Genomic DNA, 15,905 nt, shown 5'->3' with positions numbered 1-15,905 from the left:
TTTCTATGCGTTAAAATACTGGTTTTTAAGCGGCTGGAGCGGCGTCTTCGAGGCGGAGTTGCACGGATTGGCGGCCTTGCCATGTGTTTATTTCTAATCTTCCAGCCAAGTGGAATCGCGCGCCGTTGTGATTTGTCAGCATTGGGCCCAGCGGGCCGTCCATTGCGCCAAAGCTGATGGAATCAATGCGGGTGCCAAGACCGTCGCCGAAAGTGACTTTCAGGTGGTTGGCGCCGACGGTTTTGGCGAAATGAATTTGCACATCGGGGAAAACGAAGCGCGGGGCGGGGGCGCCTGCACCGAAGGGGCCTGCGGTCTCGATTTGTTTGACGAGTTCAACGGTCGCGGCTGAGGGCATCAGCACACCGTCGAGTTTAAGGTTGGCGGGACCCAATTTGTCGGCGCCTTGTTTGGCCAAGAGTTCGCCCAAGCGTGCCATGGCGGCGTCGATCTTGGAGGCCTCAACAGAAAGACCCGCAGCCATTTTGTGACCGCCGCCTTTGATCAGCAGCCCCTCGGCCGCCAATCGTTGGATTGCGGCCCCAAGGTCGATGCCAGAGACGGAGCGACCGGAGCCTTTACCGATGCCATGCTCATCGATGCCGATCACGACGGAGGGCCGGTTGGAGGTTTCTTTCAGGCGCGAGGCGACGATGCCCACAACGCCCGGGTGCCAGTTGTTACCTGCGGCCCACGCGAGCGGGCCATCAAAGCCGCGCGCCGTCGCTTGGTCCATGGCGAGGTCGCGCACGGCTGTTTCGACTTCGCGCCGGTCGGTGTTGAGTTGGTCGAGGCGTTCCGCCAAGGCGGTGGCCTCGTGTTGGTCGTTTGTGGAGAGGAGGCGTGCGCCAAGGTCGGCTTTGCCAATGCGTCCGCCTGCGTTGATGCGCGGGCCGAGCAGGAAGCCGAGGTGGTAGGAATTTGGGGCTTCGTTCATGCCGGCCACGTCTGAAAGGGCTGTGATCCCAATGCGTCGCCTGTGACCCATGACGGTCAGGCCTTGTCGTACAAAGGCGCGGTTAACGCCGACCAGCGGGGCGACATCGGCCACGGTGCCAAGCGCCACAAGGTCGAGGGCGGACATCAGGTCGGGGCCTTTGGTGCCGTCGGATTTTAGTTGTCGGTTGGCTTCGACGAGCATCAGGAAGACGACGCCAGCGGCGCAGAGGTGCCCAAGATCACCAGATTCGTCCTGCCGGTTCGGGTTCACTACGGCCACGGCATCTGGCAGGGTTTCGCCGCCCAAGTGGTGGTCGAGCACGATGACATCTGCGCCTTTAGCCGCTGCAATCGGGCCGTGTGAAAGGGTGCCGCAGTCGACACAGATGATCAGCGAGTGATCTTTTGCCAGCATCATCATCGCCTCGTCGTTGGGGCCGTAGCCTTCGTCGATGCGGTCGGGGATGTAGAGCGTTGAGGTCAGCCCCATGTCGCGTAGCCAGCAGATGATGAGCGCGGCAGAGGTGCCGCCGTCGACGTCGTAGTCCGCGAATATCGCGATTTTTTCGCGGGATTTCACCGCGGTCAGAAAGCGTTTCGCCGCTTTTTCCATATCGCGCAGAGCATGCGGATCGGGCAGCAAGTCGCGTAGGGTTGGTGCGAGGAAAGCGTCGGCGTTTTGGGCGCTGACGCCGCGTTTCACGAGGGTCCGGCAGAGTGGTGGGGGCAGGGTGGTGGCTTGGGCCATAGCTTCGGCCAAGCGGTCCTCTTCGATCGAGGGGCCAACCCAGCGCCGCCCGGTGGCAGAGGTGGAGACGTGGAGAAATGCGGGTGTATCTGGTGTCTGTGTCATAGTGTGACACTCTATAGGGTGGGGCGCGGCAATGCCACGCCCCAAATGTGTTTACACCGGGTTGCGATAAATCATCCGCCGCACCGAACCGGTTTTGGAGCGCATCAGGATGGTTTCGGCGGTGATAAAGCCGACTTCGCGTTTGATACCTGACACGAGGCTGCCGTCGGTGACGCCTGTGGCCGCAAAGATCACGTCTTGTGTCACCATGTCGTCGCGCAGGTAAACGCGGTTAAAATCGGTGATGCCAGCAGTACGCGCGCGGGATTTTTCGTCTTCGTTGCGGAACAAAAGCCGGCCCATGATTTGCCCGCCCATGCATTTGAGCGCTGCTGCTGCCAGCACGCCCTCGGGTGCGCCGCCGCTGCCCATATACATGTCGATGCCGGTTTTTGCGGGTTCGGCGCAATGCATGACACCTGCGACATCGCCGTCGGTGATCAGCCGTATGGCCGCACCAGTGGCACGGATTTCAGCGATGATGTCTTCGTGGCGCGGGCGTTCTAACACGCACACGGTAATGTCGCCCGGTGCACAGCCTTTGGCTTTTGCAAGGGCTTCAACCCGTTCGCGCGGGGACATGTCGAGCGAAACCACGTCTGCTGCAAAGCCGGGTCCGATCGCAAGTTTGTCCATATAAGTGTCGGGCGCGTGTAACATCGAGCCGCGCGGTCCCATTGCGATCACGGCCAGTGCATTTGGCATGTTTTTGGCGGTCAGGGTGGTGCCTTCGAGCGGGTCGAGAGCGATATCAACGCCGGGGCCTGTGCCATTGCCGACCTCTTCGCCGATATACAGCATCGGCGCTTCGTCGCGTTCGCCCTCGCCGATGACGACAACCCCGGAAATGTCGAGTTTGTTCAATTCGGTGCGCATGGCGTCAACGGCGGCCTGATCGGCGGCTTTCTCGTTGCCGCGTCCGATCAGAGGGGCGCAAGCGATTGCGGCGGCCTCTGACACGCGGGCGAGGCCGAGTGACAGCGTGCGGTCGTTGAAATCGATGGGTGTGGTCATGGAATGTGTCCTTGCAGAGATGTATTATCCTACCCGTAAAGGGTAGGACATATGGCCTGCAAGATGTTTGCGCTAAACTGCTTCGATACGGATGGCGACGGGGGTGCCTGTGACCACGGCGGTGGATTTGAACGCGTCGAGAGCCTCTTTGAGCGCGGACTTCGTGGTTTTATGGGTCACGATCAGCACAGGGGCAGCGGTATCGTTGTGGTCGTATTGCCGCATCCGGTCGATGGAAATACCTGCGTTGCCCAAGACAGCCGCAACTTTGGCAAGCGCGCCCGGTTTGTCCAGAAGTTGCAGCCGCAGATAATAAGGAGCGGCAACAGCAGCAGTGGCAGCGCGCACTTTGCGCAGGGTTTTCGCAGGTTGGCCAAAGGTTGTGAGGCGCGTTCCGCGTGCAATATCCATCACGTCGCCCATCACCGCAGAAGCGGTTGGCCCCATGCCAGCGCCCGCACCGCGCAGCACGATTTGCTCGACGCTGTCGCCCTCAAGCACGACCATATTCGTGCCGCCTTGCAATTGGCCCAAGGGCGATGTGTCGGGCACAAGGCAGGGTGTCATGCGTTGTTCCAGCCCGCGCCCTGTCATTTGCGCGACGCCTAACAGTTTGATTTTGTAGCCCATATCGGCAGCTTGGCGGATATCGTCGATGGTGATCGCGCCGATCCCTTCCAGCACGACCGCATCAAAGTTCACTTGCGTGCCAAAGGCGATGGAGGCAAGCAACGCCAGTTTATGCGCGGCATCAATGCCGCCGACGTCAAGTTCGGGATCTGCTTCCAGATACCCAAGTTGGTTGGCGGCGTCAAAAACCTCTTCGTAGGTCATCCCGTCGTTTTCCATGCGCGTCAGGATGTAGTTACACGAGCCGTTCATCACACCCATGATGCGGGTGATCTGGTTACCGGCAAGGCTCTCGGTCAGGGCTTTCACCACGGGGATACCGCCTGCTACTGCGGCTTCAAAGCGGATCACGCGGCCGGTTTCTTCGGCGGCTTCGGCGAGGGCTTGGCCGTGGATTGCAAGCAGGGCCTTGTTGGCGGAAACAACGTCGTGGCCTGCGGCGATTGCGGCCTCGGTCGCGTCTTTTGCCGGGCCTTCCGAGCCGCCCATGACTTCAATGAACACGTCAATATCGGCGCGTTTGGCAAGGGTCACAGGATCGTCTTCCCAATCGTAGCCTGACAGATCTACATCGCGATTTTTAGTGCGCGATCGTGCGGAAACGGCAGTGATGACCACGGGCCGTCCTGCGCGCAGTTCCAACAGCTCTGCATGTTTCTGGACGATGCGCACAATGCCCACGCCCACAGTTCCAAGGCCGGCAATTCCAAGGCGAAGGGGATTGGTCATAGTATCAGATTCCATTGCGAGTTGGTGTTGGGGGCGGTGTTACCGAATTGCGGCGGGCACTGCAACGCCGCGCCGCATGCGTGCGCGGGTTGCTGTGTCGATGACGGGGCCGCGCAATCGGTTGGCCTGTGTCGTGAGCGCGGCGATGCGGGTTGCGTAGTTGGTGACAGATGTGGCGGTGATCTGTCCTGTGTCGTCCATTGCATCCGCTTGAGCCAGAAGCGGAGCGAGGGTTTGCAGTTTGGGGTAGTCCGATGTGCGCGTTGCTACGTCCAGATTTTCATCAAGCTGCGGGAACGCGGTGCACGCGGTAAGTCCGACTAGGGTAATGATCAGGGGCAGGCGCATGGCGGTTCTCACGTTGGTTTTGCGCAGACTATCCTTGGTTGGCTTGTGAGGGCAAGCGGGCAAGGCCTGTGTGGGGTGCGAGCCGCTGCATTTGAGCGGGTTCTGCCGCTGTTGACGGTGTCAGTTTTTGCGGATGGGATGAGGCGTTGTGGCCCCCGTGTTCCGTCGGGTGATATTATTTTAGGGTTGAGAGATCCGCGAGGAGTACGTGTCGCCGCCTTTGGATTTCCACCTGACATGGTGGATGACGGAGCCCAAGAGCCGGGATACGGCGTGCATCTGCCGCGATAGCGCTGGTCTTGGTGCGCAATGACCGCTACGCAGTCAGCGTTTTGCAATTGGAGTGCGCAATGTTTCAGCCCGACGTCACTGGTGTTTACGCCCGCGTAAGCGCATCGAATGCGCGGCGCTATTTTGCGTTTGGTGTGCTGTATAGCCTTGGGGGCTTGTTAATTTATGTCGCCATCGCGCGCCCTGTTAGTTTAATGGGGGCGTTGGCATTGCTGGCGCTTGGGTGTGTTGTGTTGATACTGGGTGAGCGTTTGCGTGGGGCCACGTCGCGTGAAATCATGCTGACCGACACAGAGTTGCGCGATAGCACCGGGATGGTTTTGGCGCGGGTTGACGATATTGTGGCAGTGGAGCGGAGCGCGTTTGCGATGAAGCCCTCGAACGGATTTACGCTGGTGCTGCGCGAAAAAGCGCCACGTGCCTGGGTACCGGGCATGTGGTGGCGTATAGGACGCCGTGTCGGTGTGGGTGGCACAACGAACGCCGGTCCGGCCAAATTCATGGCCGAACAGATCGCGTTCAGAATAGCACAGCGTTAAGCGTTAACATTTCTCGGTAGCGCCCGGATTTTGTTGCCAGCACAGCTGCGGCTCGCGGGGGCTCGTGACGATAAACGTGCTGAATTCCAAAGGTTTCAACGACGTGTCGCCGACGAGTGGTATTTTGCTGCTATAATAGCGGGGCGTGTAGTCGGTCCATGTCTCTACTAGGATGGCCCGTTCCCGATCTACGAGCTTTGGCAAGCGTTGGGCCACCAAATTCAGTTCTGCGTTTTTCATATTGGACCGGCTGCCACGGCTCCGGCTCCACGACACGCGGTAATCGTTTTTGTTTTCGCGCCAGAAGAACACGGTAACGCGGTAGTCGGGGTCGTCCTCTGCCAGGGTCAGAAATTTGAGCAGATCACGGGTGCCGTTCAGGTAAGTCGGGTCGATACTGCCTGCTTCGCGGCTATACATATCGGCAATTGTGATCGCCGCTTTAGTGCTGATCAGTTCGGCACGGTAGGCGTCGAAAAATTGCAACGTGGCAATAAAAGCCCAGATCATCAGTGGGGCCATCATGATGAATTCGACGGACATGCTGGCGGAGTCGTCGCGAGCGAAGTGCTGCGACTTGCGTTTGACGCGGTCAAAAAAATTCATCGGAATGGCTCCATGACAAAGGCGGTGGTGGCGGTGAGAGCATAGGCCCCGCCGCTTTGCTTGGGGATGCTTTTGCCAAGACCCGTGGTTGGCACAACCGGATCAAACAGCACGCAGACTTGCAAAACCATCAGCTGGTTGTTGTCCCCGTTTGCATAGGAGATATCATCGGGGTCTGTGTCCTCATCGCGGTCGATGCACAAGATGGGCCCGTCAAGTTCGTCGGACCACGCACGCACATCCATCAGGGTCATTTCAAGTTGTAACTGTTTCTGGCAGTCGGGAATAATTTGCGCATAGTCGCAGATCTGTTTTTTGAGGTCTTCGTGTTTTGGATCACGAACCTTGCCGATCCGCACGTCGCGCACAGCAAGATCAAGCCCGCGTTCCATCATCATGTGCCGCATCGAGATCATGCCGCCTTCATAGGCTGACATGAACAACATCATAAACACCGGCAGCAGTATGACGAGCTCGATTGTGGCCGAGCCGTCGTTGCGCCGGAAAAATCTTTGCAGCAGACGTTTTGGTTTTTGGAATATGGCGGTCATTCTGAAAGTCGCAATTCTGTGATCTGGCGCGCAATTGCGCCGAATGTTGCTTTCATCTGGTCGCCGGTGACGTCAAAGGCGTGGGATGCACTTGACGCACATTTGGCCATTTCAGCCGCGCCATGTGGGCCTGCTTCAACGGCAACTGTGTAGATGATCACCTCTTGCTCTTTTGCTTTTGTGCAGAGCTGTTGAAGGAGCACATCGCCGTCGGTTCCCCCTTTGCCATCTGTCTCGACGCTGCTGATAAAGCGGCGGTCGGTGACCACACCAAGCTGGTTTGGATAGCTGACACCAAAGTAATACGAGGCCGTATCCCAGAAGTATTTTGAAGCCCAATGCGCTGCATGGTCTGGTGTACTATAAAACTCCGGCTTGATCCGCTCGGAGTTGGAGTTTTGCCCGTCGGTCATTAATACAATGACTTTTTGCGTCAGGCTGGCTTCGCCTGGCAGCGCATAAGCGGCAGGGCGGTTGTTGAACGTCGTGTCCACCGCGCCGCCATTTGCCAGTGTGAGAGCAATCGCATTTGCAGACGGGTCGAGCAGCGCCGTTGCCCATTTCATCCCTAGCATTGTCGCGGTCCCGCCGCGTGGTGCCAGCTGTTTGATTTGGGTTGTCAGCTTGGAAAGGTTCTGGCTCCAAGGGGAAATCCGCTCGAACGGGTAGAACGGGCACAATGGCTCGGTGAAGGAACCGGAGTTCCATTGGAAATGCTGTTCCTGCTGGTAATAGGCGGTCATGCTCAAGGCCAGTTTGTCAAAATCGGAATCTTGAAATGCAATGCACTGGGAAAAGCTGTGCAGTCCTGTCGTCTTAAGTTCGTCGAAAATTAACGGACCTGCGTTCACCTGTTCAGAGTAAGGGATCAGCGAGATCGAGATTTTGTCTTTGTAAGCGTCGGTCAGCATCACGGTTGCAAACTCGACTGCGGCCTCTTGCAGGGCTTTGATTTTAGTTTGGGTCGACGCACTGCCGTCGGCTGGTCTTACAGGGTCTCCCATGGAACCGGAAATATCGACCGCAAGCGAGACCTCGACGTTGGCGATCCCTTCAATGGCGGTCGCGGCGGCGGGTGCTTCCAGAGTGTCAATGCCTGCGAGCTTCAGGAAAAAAGTGTTCATCGGCAGTTTAGCCACAACGCCCACACTGTTGAATTCACCTGTGTCGATCACCGTGGGTTCGCCCACGATGGTGCCGCCAAATCCGGCTTTCTCAAAATAATCGATGACCACATCTTTGGCATCTTGCGCCTGTGTCAGGTCAGCGGCGGCCAGAACTGCACGGTCAGCGGTGCTTTGCAGTAGCGCGCGGCGGGCTTCAAAGCGCATGAAATCAACACCCATGCCCCCGACAATGAGCATAATCATCAAGAAAATCAACGTCATGACGATAATCGCACCATCTTCGGCACGTCCGAACAGGCGTAATTTATGTGCAAACCACTGCGTTGATCGTTTCATTCTGGCATGCTGTTTGAACGACATAACTTCACCATTTCATATTGCTTATCGAGCGCAAGATTGCACCTTAGGGATTTTCCCATTGGTTTTAGATCAGTTGGATGTGTTCTAAATTAGGCAAAATCGCGACGTTATCGGGTTCAGCAGTTTCGCACGCTAAATGTCGTGTGTTGCTGGTGAAACGCAGGACAATCTGGCCGTTGAATTTGCGCAACCGGTCATTTGACCTCAATTGTGCGAAAATGGTCCAAAATGCCTTATCATTCAGAGGAACTGGCGTAGGGTCAGGCAGCGGAATCACAAGTCTTCCCACGTTCAAGCGCCGCTTTGTCGGCAAAATAAGGATGCCAGATATGACCACAGCCCATCAGACCCCGGCCGAGCCAAGCTTTCGTGAATCGGTTGATATGATGTTTAATCATGCCGTTTCTTTGATGGATCTAAGTCCCGGTCTCGAAGAGAAAATTCGTGTGTGTAACGCCACTTATACCGTGCGTTTCGGGGTGCGTCTGCGTGGCGCCATTCATACGTTCACGGGGTACCGGTCGGTGCATTCCGAACATATGGAGCCTGTGAAGGGTGGTATTCGTTACGCGCCGTCTGTGCATCAAGACGAGGTCGAGGCACTGGCTGCTTTGATGACGTATAAATGTGCGCTGGTCGAAGCCCCGTTTGGTGGATCAAAGGGGGGATTGCGTATTGATCCAAACGAGTGGGAGCCTCATGAGTTAGAGCAGATCACCCGCCGTTTTGCCTATGAGTTGATCAAGCGTGATCTGATCAACCCGGCCCAGAACGTGCCAGCCCCTGACATGGGCACGGGCGAGCGCGAGATGGCGTGGATTGCTGACCAGTACAAGCGGATGAATACGACCGATATCAATGCTGCGGGCTGTGTCACGGGCAAACCGATCAATGCGGGCGGTATTCAGGGCCGCACCGAGGCGACCGGGCGGGGGGTGCAATACGGCTTGCGTGAATTTTTCCGCTATGAAGAAGATAAAGCCAAGGCCGGTTTATCAGGCGATTTGTCAGGTAAGCGGGTGATTGTGCAGGGCTTGGGTAACGTGGGCTATCACGCGGCCAAGTTCCTATCCGAAGAGGACGGCGCGATTATCACCACCATTATCGAGCGTGATGGTGCGTTGTCACATGAGACAGGTCTGGATGTTGAGGCCGTGCATCAATGGATCGCGGCCAATGGCGGGGTCAAAGATTATCCCGATGCGACCTATCACGCGGATGGAGCGGCCCTGTTAGAGGCGGAGTGCGATATTTTGATCCCTGCGGCATTAGAGGGGGTAATTAACCTGTCCAATGCTGCGCGCGTGAAAGCGCCTTTGATTATCGAGGCGGCGAATGGTCCCGTGACCGCAGGTGCCGACGAGATCTTGCGCGACAAAGGCTGTGTGATTATCCCCGATATGTTTGCCAATGCGGGCGGCGTGACTGTGTCGTATTTTGAATGGGTCAAGAACCTGAGCCATATCCGTTTTGGCCGGATGCAGCGCCGCGCCGAAGAGGCCCGTCACCAGTTATTGGTCGATGAATTGCAGCGCCTTGACCGTTATCTTGGCGCGGATTGGTCAATGTCCAAGGACTTTAAGGAAAAGTATTTGCGTGGGGCGGACGAATTGGAATTGGTGCGGTCCGGCTTGGACGACACCATGCGCGCGGCTTACCAGTCGATGCGCAAGGTTTGGCATGCCCGCGACGATGTGCAAGACCTGCGCACCGCCGCGTATATTGTTGCGATCACCAAGGTCGCGGCCAGCTATCAGGCCAAAGGGTTATAGGCTGCGTGCTGGCGCTCGTGTCTGGCCTGCTGGATGATCTGGTAGGCCGATGACAAGAACAGTGTGGCCATGAGAGCCGCAACGATCAGGTCGGGCCAAGCGGTGTTGGTAAAGGCAACGGCCCCCGCGGCCCCGATTACCGCAACGTTGCCGATGGCGTCGTTGCGGCTGCACAGCCAGACCGAGCGCACATTGGCGTCGCCGTCTTTGAACCTCATCAAGATGAACACCGAGGCCACGTTTGCCGCCAGTGCCATCAGCCCGATGACGCCCATGATTTCTGCGCTTGGGACGCCGAGGATCAGCACCTGGTAAAGGGTTGAGCCCATGACCCACAGACCCATTGCCAGCAGGGTGATCCCTTTGAACAGGGCGGCGTTTGCCCTGGTGCGCAGGCTCATGCCGATCACGGCCAACGAAAGCCCGTAGGTCAGGCTATCCCCCAAAAAATCAAGCGCGTCGGCCTGTAGGGCTTGTGAGCCAGCGAGTGCGCCGCCCGCGATTTCAACAAAGAACATGGCTGCGTTGATGGCGATCACGGCCCAGAGGGCGCGTTTGTAGGCGGGGGATGTGCCCGTGAAATCGGCGTTGTGATGGCAGTGTGCGCTCATGAGTGCGGTCCTTTGATTCGAATTGCATTACCTGCTTGTAGTTTCTACAGTCGCTGTAGGAGCAAGAGGTTTTTTAAGCATGGCAGATGTGACGATAGGGCAGGCAGCAGAGGCCTCGAAGGTGAAGGTGACGACGATCCGGTTTTACGAGCAGCGCGGGCTGTTGGGCGCGCCGCCGCGCACTGCGTCTGGCCGCAGGTTATATGACGCGCATGCTGTGGCGCGGTTGCGGTTCATTCGTCATGCCCGCGATCTGGGGTTCGCGCTGGGCGATATTACCGAGTTGCTGGCCTTGTCTGATGATCCGACCCACGATTGCAGTGCTGCCGATAGTATCGCCCAACGCCAGTTGCGCGATGTGCGTGCGCGTATTGCGCAGTTGAAAACACTCGAGACCGAGTTGGCGCGTATGGTCGGCAGTTGTCATGGCGGCGATGTGGCCGATTGTCAGGTGATCGAAAGCCTGTCGGATCATACCCATTGCGCCAGTGACCATCCGCGCGTGTAAGTTTTTGTTACTAGGCGGCTTTCCATTCTCACGCGCCCCGCTTAGCGTGATGCGAGATTGGCTGGAGACGTAGATGGCATATTCTGGATTTCGCGTGATTAAGGAAGGGTTGTTCGGCCAGAAGGGCTGGAAACCTGTTTGGCGCAACCCTGAACCGAAAACCGAATATGATATCGTCATTATTGGTGGCGGTGGTCATGGTCTGGCGACGGCGTTCTATCTGGCGAAAGAGCATGGTTTGCGCAATATCGCGGTGCTTGAGAAGGGGTATTTGGGTGGTGGCAATGTCGGTCGGAATACGACGATTGTGCGCGCCAATTACCTGCTGCCGGGCAATTCCGAGTTTTATTCCCATTCCCTGAAGTTGTGGGAAGGTATGGAGCAAGAGTTGAACTATAATGTCATGCATTCGCAGCGTGGCTTGATCAATCTGTTCCATTCCGACGGCCAGCGCGATGCCTTTGCGCGGCGCGGCAATATGATGATAAGCCAAGGTGATGACGCGGAACTGCTGGACGCTGCGGGTGTGCGCAAGCATTTGCCTTACCTGAATTTCGATAGTGCGCGGTTTCCGGTTTATGGTGGATTGTTTCATCCGCTTGGTGGCACAGCGCGCCATGATGCGGTGGCGTGGGGTTATGCGCGCGGGGCCGACCAGCGCGGCGTTGATTTGATCCAGAATTGCGAAGTGACGGGCATTGATGTCGAGGGTGGTGTCGTGCGCGGTGTGCAGACCTCGCGTGGTGTGATCAAGGCGAAGAAAGTGGCGATTGTGACGGCGGGACGGTCCGGGCAGGTGGCCGCGATGGCGGGGATGCGCCTGCCGATTGAGAGCCATGTGTTGCAGGCGTTTGTGACCGAAGGGTTAAAGCCGGTGATCGGCCATGTGGTCAGTTTTGGCATGGGACATTTCTATATCTCCCAGTCGGATAAGGGTGGTTTGGTGTTCGGCGGTGATCTGGATTTCTATGCGTCCTACGCCGCGCGGGGCAATTTAGCGATGAAAGAGCATGTGATGGAGGCCGCGATGGCGCTTATGCCGATGATCGGGAAAGCGCGGGTTTTGCGGTCTTGGGGCGGCATCATGGATATGACGCCCGATGGCAGTCCGATCATTGATAAGACCCATATCGAGGGACTTTTTGTTGACTGTGGCTGGTGTTACGGCGGGTTCAAAGCGGTGCCGGGGTCCGGGTTTAGTTTTGCGCATTTGATTGCAACGGGGCGGCATCATGCGCCTGCGGAAAAATTCAGGCTGGACCGGTTTCGTACCGGCGTTGACCTGATGGACGAGGAGGGGACCGGTGCCCAACATAACCTTCATTAAGTGTTTGCAAAGCAGTGAGGCAGGGGTCTGATGCGTATTGAATGTCCCGTTTGTGGTGCGCGTGATCTGCGCGAGTTTTATTATCAGGGGGCGGCGTTGCCGCGTCCTGCGCGTGATGCGGGTATCGCTGCGTGGGATGATTTTGTGCATCTGCGCGAGAACCCCGCAGGGCGTACCCGCGATTTGTGGCATCACGAAGCGGGCTGCGGCGCGTGGCTGGTTGTGACCCGTGATACGGTCACACACCAGATTGCGGATGTGGTTTTGGCTGAGGGGGCGCCGCTGTGAGGCTGTCAAATGCAAGCGCAACGCTGACTGTGCCATTCACATTTGACGGTGTGCGCTATCAGGGCGTCGAGGGCGAAACTTTGGCCGCGGCGTTGATTGCCAATGACGTGAAGCTTGTGGCGCGTTCGTTCAAATATCACCGCCCGCGTGGGATCATGTCGGCTGGATCTGAAGAGCCGAATGCGCTGGTGACGATCGGATCGGGGCCGCTAGCCGAGCCGAATGTGCGTGCCACTGTGCAAGAGGTTTACGCGGGGCTGGAGGCGTATTCGCAGAATGCTTGGCCGAGCCTGAAGAACGATGTGATGGCGGTGAATGATTTGGTTTCGCCGTTCCTTGGTGCAGGATTTTATTACAAGACGTTCATGTGGCCCAAGGCGTTTTGGGAGAAGCTGTACGAGCCGATTATTCGCCGTGCGGCAGGGCTTGGGGCGCTGTCGGGTGCGCCTGATACGGATGTCTATGAGAAGGCGTTTGCGTTTTGTGATGTGTTGGTGATTGGCGCTGGTCCTGCGGGATTGATGGCGGCGAAGGTTGCGGCCGACGCCGGTGCGGATGTGATCTTGGCCGAGGAAGATACTGCACTGGGCGGGCGTTTGCTGGCGGAAGTCGAGCAGATTGACGGTGTGGCCGCGTCGGTTTGGGTGGCGTCGATGCAGGCTGCGTTGGAGGCGATGGCGAATGTGCGCATCATGACCCGCACTGCGGTGACGGGGGCCTATGATCAGGGCACGTTTGGTGCGTTCGAGCGCGTTGGTGAGATGATGCCGCGCAAGCCCGATGTGCCGCGGTCGTGTTTTTGGCGCATTGCGGCCAAGCGCGCGATCTTGTGTGCGGGGGCGTTGGAGCGTGGCATTGCGTTTCCGAATAATGACCGACCGGGTGTGATGATGGCGGGGGCTGTGCGGGCTTATGCCAATCGCTGGGGTGTTGCGGCAGGCCAGCGCATTGCGGTGTTTGGCAATAATAATGATGTGCAGCGCACGGCGCGCGATGCCAAGGCGGCGGGGCTAGAGGTTGTTGCGGTGATTGATAGCCGTGAGGGTGCGCAGGTTGTTGGCACCAAAGGGCGGCACGCGTTGCAGGGCATTACCGTGCTCGAAAATGGTGTGACGCGTGAGATCGCTGTGGATCTGTTGGCGGTTACGGGGGGCTGGAACCCGACGGTGCATTTGACCTGCCACATGAATGGCCGTCCTGTATGGGATCAGGCGATTGCGTCGTTTGTGCCAAGCGCGGGCGCTGTGCCGAATATGGTCACTGCGGGGGCGTGTCACGGCGTGTTTGATCCGTTGGGTTGTTTGGCGGATGCAGCACAGATTGCGGCGGCTGTGGTCAAGAACTTGGGGCTGAAAAGTAAGGTCGTTGTGTTGCCTGAGGCGGATGATGCGCCTTACGAGATTGCGCCATTGTGGTCTGTTGAAGGTAAGGGCCGCAAATGGATTGATTTCCAGAATGATGTGCATGTGAAGGACATCAAGCTGGCGGCGCAGGAAAATTTCCGATCCGTGGAGCATATGAAACGCTATACCACGCAGGGCATGGCGCCCGATCAGGGTAAGTCGTCGAATGTTGTGGCGTTAGCGGTTCTGGCCGATGTGACAGGGCGCGGCATACCAGAGACTGGGACGACTACGTTCCGCCCGCCGTTTATTCCGGTACCGATTGCCGCGATGGGGGCAGGTGCGTCTGGTGTCGGCTTTGCGCCGCAAAGATATCCGACGTCGCATGCTGCGTTGATCAAAGCGGGTGCGCCGATGATTGAGGCGGGGCTTTGGTATCGACCCAGCTATGTGCCGGTTGCGGGCGAGACAACGTGGCGGCAGTCGTGTGATCGCGAAGTGACGATGGTGCGCAGTGCCGTGGGTGTTGTGGACGTGTCGACGCTTGGCAAGATTGATGTGCAGGGGCCGGATGCGGCGGCGTTGCTGGATTTCGTTTATGCCAATACGTTTTCGACGTTAAAGGTGGGCAAGGTCCGCTACGGGATTATGCTGCGTGAGGACGGCCATGTTTTGGATGATGGCACCACGGCGCGCCTGGCCGAGAACCACTATGTAATGACGACGACGACTGCCGCTGCTGGCCTCGTAATGCGGCATTTGGAGTATGTGTTGCAGGTTTTGCGCCCTGATTTGGACGCTCACGTTATGTCCGTGACAGAGCAATGGGCGCAGTTTTCGGTGGCGGGGCCAAAGTCGCGCGACGTGATCAACGCCATTGTTGACCTGCCGGTTGATAACGACAGTATTCCTTATATGGGGTGCGGGGATGTGACGATCGGCGGAACCAAAGCGCGGCTGTTCCGGATTTCGTTTTCGGGCGAACATGCCTATGAAATTGCGGTGCCTGCGCGGTTTGGGGCCAGTCTGTATGATGCCTTGGTTGCACAGGCGACGATACAGGGCGGCGGGGCGTACGGCATGGAAGCGTTGAATGTTCTGCGCATTGAAAAGGGGTTCATCACCCACGCCGAAATTCATGGTCGTGTGACCGCATTTGATATTGGCATGGACCGTATGGTCAGTCTGAAAAAGGACTGTATTGGACAGGCATTGTCGCGCCGTGAGGGGTTGCTTGATGAGGCGCGTGCGCAGCTTGTGGGCTTGAAACCTGCCGGAGCGGTCAAGCAGATGGCTGCGGGTGCGCATTTGTTTAAAGCCGGGGCAGATGCCACGCGGGTGAACCATGACGGATATATTACCTCGGTTGGATTTTCGCCGACGTTGCAGAGCACAATTGCGCTGGGCTTTTTGCATGGCGGGCGTGCGCGTCACGGCGAGATAATCCGTATGGTGGATCATTTGCGCGGGCTTGATGCCGTGGTTGAGGTTTGTGATCCTGTATTCTTTGATCCGCAAGGAGACCGTTTACGTGGTTGATTTAATAGAGAAAACGCCTTTGGCGGGACTGTTGCCTGCCTCGGTTGGTAACACGATGCTGTCGGAGGTGTCGTTAGCGGGCATGTGGTCGGTGGCCCCGTTTGACGGGCGTAGAAAGGCGACGGGCGCCGCATTAAAAAAAATGGGGCTACCGCTGCCTGACGCCGGAAAAATGGCGGCGAGCGGTGCGGTAGAAATCATCTGGTTCGGGCATGGCCAATGGATGGTCAGTGGCGTGAATGATCTGCCAAAGCTGCCTGCCGCCGTGACGGAGCAAAGCGACGGCTGGGTCTGTGTGCGTGTCGACGGGGATGCGCAAGCTGTGTTGGCGCGGCTTGTTCCTGTGGATTTGCGCGGGGGCGAGGGCCGTGTGGTTCGCACCTTGGTAGGGCATATGTCGGCGGTGGTGATTGGTCGTCCAGAGGGCGTGTTTGATGTGATGGTCATGCGCTCGATGGCGCACACTTTGATGCATGACCTGACCATGGCGGCAAAAGGCGTGGCAGCGCGCGGCTAGTCTCTCGACTCTG

Annotated in this window: 15 protein-coding genes; 7 read left to right on the top strand and 8 right to left on the bottom strand. The window is 57.8% G+C overall.

Features of this window, described 5'->3' with window-relative positions; genetic code table 11:
- Positions 1-25: 25 nt before the first annotated feature.
- The 4 genes from recJ to ACXLHR_RS08505 all read right to left on the bottom strand — a co-directional run bounded on the left by recJ (position 26) and on the right by ACXLHR_RS08505 (position 4,513).
- The gene (gene recJ, locus ACXLHR_RS08520) at positions 26-1,792 is read right to left on the bottom strand and encodes a single-stranded-DNA-specific exonuclease RecJ (protein ID WP_458791039.1); all 1,767 of its coding nucleotides are present in this window, start codon (positions 1,790-1,792) and stop codon (positions 26-28) included.
- Positions 1,793-1,843: 51 nt separating this feature from the next.
- Positions 1,844-2,806, bottom strand: coding sequence for a class II fructose-bisphosphatase (glpX, locus tag ACXLHR_RS08515; RefSeq protein WP_458791038.1), 963 nt, complete (start codon positions 2,804-2,806; stop codon positions 1,844-1,846).
- Between the two features lie 72 nt (positions 2,807-2,878).
- Complete coding sequence (locus ACXLHR_RS08510; protein WP_458791037.1) at positions 2,879-4,165, bottom strand: homoserine dehydrogenase; 1,287 nt, start codon at positions 4,163-4,165, stop codon at positions 2,879-2,881.
- 39 nt (positions 4,166-4,204) lie between these two features.
- Positions 4,205-4,513 (bottom strand): hypothetical protein, encoded by a 309-nt coding sequence (locus ACXLHR_RS08505; RefSeq protein ID WP_458791036.1) that lies wholly within the window; start codon positions 4,511-4,513, stop codon positions 4,205-4,207.
- Positions 4,514-4,863: 350 nt separating this feature from the next.
- Between ACXLHR_RS08505 and ACXLHR_RS08500 the strand changes: the two genes are divergently transcribed.
- Complete coding sequence (locus ACXLHR_RS08500) at positions 4,864-5,343, top strand: hypothetical protein (RefSeq protein WP_458791035.1); 480 nt, start codon at positions 4,864-4,866, stop codon at positions 5,341-5,343.
- A 3-nt stretch (positions 5,344-5,346) separates the two neighbouring features.
- Here the strand turns inward: ACXLHR_RS08500 and ACXLHR_RS08495 are convergent, their stop codons facing one another.
- The 3 genes from ACXLHR_RS08495 to ACXLHR_RS08485 are packed head-to-tail and all read right to left on the bottom strand — an operon-like array spanning position 5,347 to position 7,963.
- On the bottom strand, positions 5,347-5,949 hold the full coding sequence (locus tag ACXLHR_RS08495; RefSeq protein WP_458791034.1) for a TadE/TadG family type IV pilus assembly protein: 603 nt from the start codon (positions 5,947-5,949) through the stop codon (positions 5,347-5,349).
- A complete protein-coding gene (locus tag ACXLHR_RS08490) occupies positions 5,946-6,500 on the bottom strand; it encodes a TadE/TadG family type IV pilus assembly protein (RefSeq protein ID WP_458791033.1) in 555 nt (184 codons plus the stop codon). The genes ACXLHR_RS08495 and ACXLHR_RS08490 overlap by 4 nt, the downstream gene beginning before the upstream one ends.
- On the bottom strand, positions 6,497-7,963 hold the full coding sequence (locus tag ACXLHR_RS08485) for a TadE/TadG family type IV pilus assembly protein (RefSeq protein ID WP_458791032.1): 1,467 nt from the start codon (positions 7,961-7,963) through the stop codon (positions 6,497-6,499). Before ACXLHR_RS08485 ends, ACXLHR_RS08490 begins: the two co-directional genes overlap by 4 nt.
- Positions 7,964-8,316: 353 nt before the next feature.
- Here ACXLHR_RS08485 and ACXLHR_RS08480 point away from each other — a divergent pair, with 353 nt between their 5' ends.
- Positions 8,317-9,759 carry a Glu/Leu/Phe/Val family dehydrogenase gene (locus tag ACXLHR_RS08480; protein WP_458791031.1) on the top strand — a complete coding sequence of 481 codons (1,443 nt, stop codon included), beginning with the start codon at positions 8,317-8,319 and terminating at the stop codon, positions 9,757-9,759.
- On the opposite strand, the gene ACXLHR_RS08475 is transcribed toward ACXLHR_RS08480, so the two are convergent.
- Positions 9,741-10,370 carry a cation transporter gene (locus ACXLHR_RS08475; protein ID WP_458791030.1) on the bottom strand — a complete coding sequence of 210 codons (630 nt, stop codon included), beginning with the start codon at positions 10,368-10,370 and terminating at the stop codon, positions 9,741-9,743. The two genes, ACXLHR_RS08480 and ACXLHR_RS08475, sit on opposite strands and share 19 nt — an antisense overlap.
- Positions 10,371-10,449: 79 nt before the next feature.
- Between ACXLHR_RS08475 and ACXLHR_RS08470 the strand changes: the two genes are divergently transcribed.
- The 5 genes from ACXLHR_RS08470 (at position 10,450) to ACXLHR_RS08450 (ending at position 15,892) form a co-directional block, all read left to right on the top strand.
- The gene (locus tag ACXLHR_RS08470) at positions 10,450-10,878 is read left to right on the top strand and encodes a MerR family transcriptional regulator (RefSeq protein ID WP_458791029.1); all 429 of its coding nucleotides are present in this window, start codon (positions 10,450-10,452) and stop codon (positions 10,876-10,878) included.
- Positions 10,879-10,951: 73 nt separating this feature from the next.
- The gene (locus tag ACXLHR_RS08465) at positions 10,952-12,205 is read left to right on the top strand and encodes a sarcosine oxidase subunit beta family protein (protein ID WP_458791028.1); all 1,254 of its coding nucleotides are present in this window, start codon (positions 10,952-10,954) and stop codon (positions 12,203-12,205) included.
- 30 nt (positions 12,206-12,235) lie between these two features.
- A complete protein-coding gene (locus ACXLHR_RS08460) occupies positions 12,236-12,493 on the top strand; it encodes a sarcosine oxidase subunit delta (protein ID WP_458791027.1) in 258 nt (85 codons plus the stop codon).
- Positions 12,490-15,375, top strand: a complete 2,886-nt coding sequence (locus ACXLHR_RS08455) for a sarcosine oxidase subunit alpha family protein (protein WP_458791026.1) — start codon at positions 12,490-12,492, stop codon at positions 15,373-15,375. The genes ACXLHR_RS08460 and ACXLHR_RS08455 overlap by 4 nt, the downstream gene beginning before the upstream one ends.
- Positions 15,368-15,892 (top strand): sarcosine oxidase subunit gamma, encoded by a 525-nt coding sequence (locus tag ACXLHR_RS08450; RefSeq protein WP_458791025.1) that lies wholly within the window; start codon positions 15,368-15,370, stop codon positions 15,890-15,892. Before ACXLHR_RS08455 ends, ACXLHR_RS08450 begins: the two co-directional genes overlap by 8 nt.
- Positions 15,893-15,905: the final 13 nt, after the last annotated feature.

This window comes from Yoonia sp. MH D7 (assembly GCF_054439475.1).
Note: the sequence above shows the minus strand (reverse complement) of the source record. Positions and strands in the feature narration are given on the sequence as shown.